Raw genomic sequence first — 452 nt, 5'->3', positions numbered from 1 at the left:
ATTACGCCCAGCGCTGCGTGGAGGGCGTGCACCACCTGCATACCGGGTTCGGTGGCGATGTCCGTTCGATCGCGCTGATCCAGGGTGACGCCCTCGGCGGCGGCCTGGAAATGGCCCTGGCCTGCCACACCATCGTCGCCGAGGAAGGCAGCGGACTGGGCCTGCCGGAGGTGCTGTTCGGCCTGTTCCCGGGCATGGGTGCGTACTCCTTCCTGTGCCGGCGCGTGTCCCCCCACCTGGCCGAGAAGATCATCCTCGACGGCCGGGTCTACAGTGCCGAGGAGATGCATGCCATGGGCGTGGTCGACGTGCTGGTGAAGAAGGGCGAAGGCCGGGCGGCGGTCGAGGAACTGATCCGCCAGCAGCAGCGCACGCCGCAGTCCTATCTGGCGATGAATGCCGCACGCGCCATCGCCCAGCCGGTCAGCTACGACGAACTGCTGGAGATCACC

Annotated in this window: 1 protein-coding gene; it reads left to right on the top strand. The window is 67.7% G+C overall.

Annotated elements, in window-relative coordinates:
- A partial coding sequence (locus D7X55_RS46355; protein ID WP_199747406.1) for a crotonase/enoyl-CoA hydratase family protein occupies positions 1–452 on the top strand: 452 nt, incomplete at both ends.

The sequence above is a fragment of the Corallococcus sp. AB049A genome, from assembly GCF_003668885.1.
Classification (GTDB): domain Bacteria; phylum Myxococcota; class Myxococcia; order Myxococcales; family Myxococcaceae; genus Corallococcus; species Corallococcus interemptor.
This window is presented reverse-complemented; position numbering and strand designations above follow the sequence as displayed.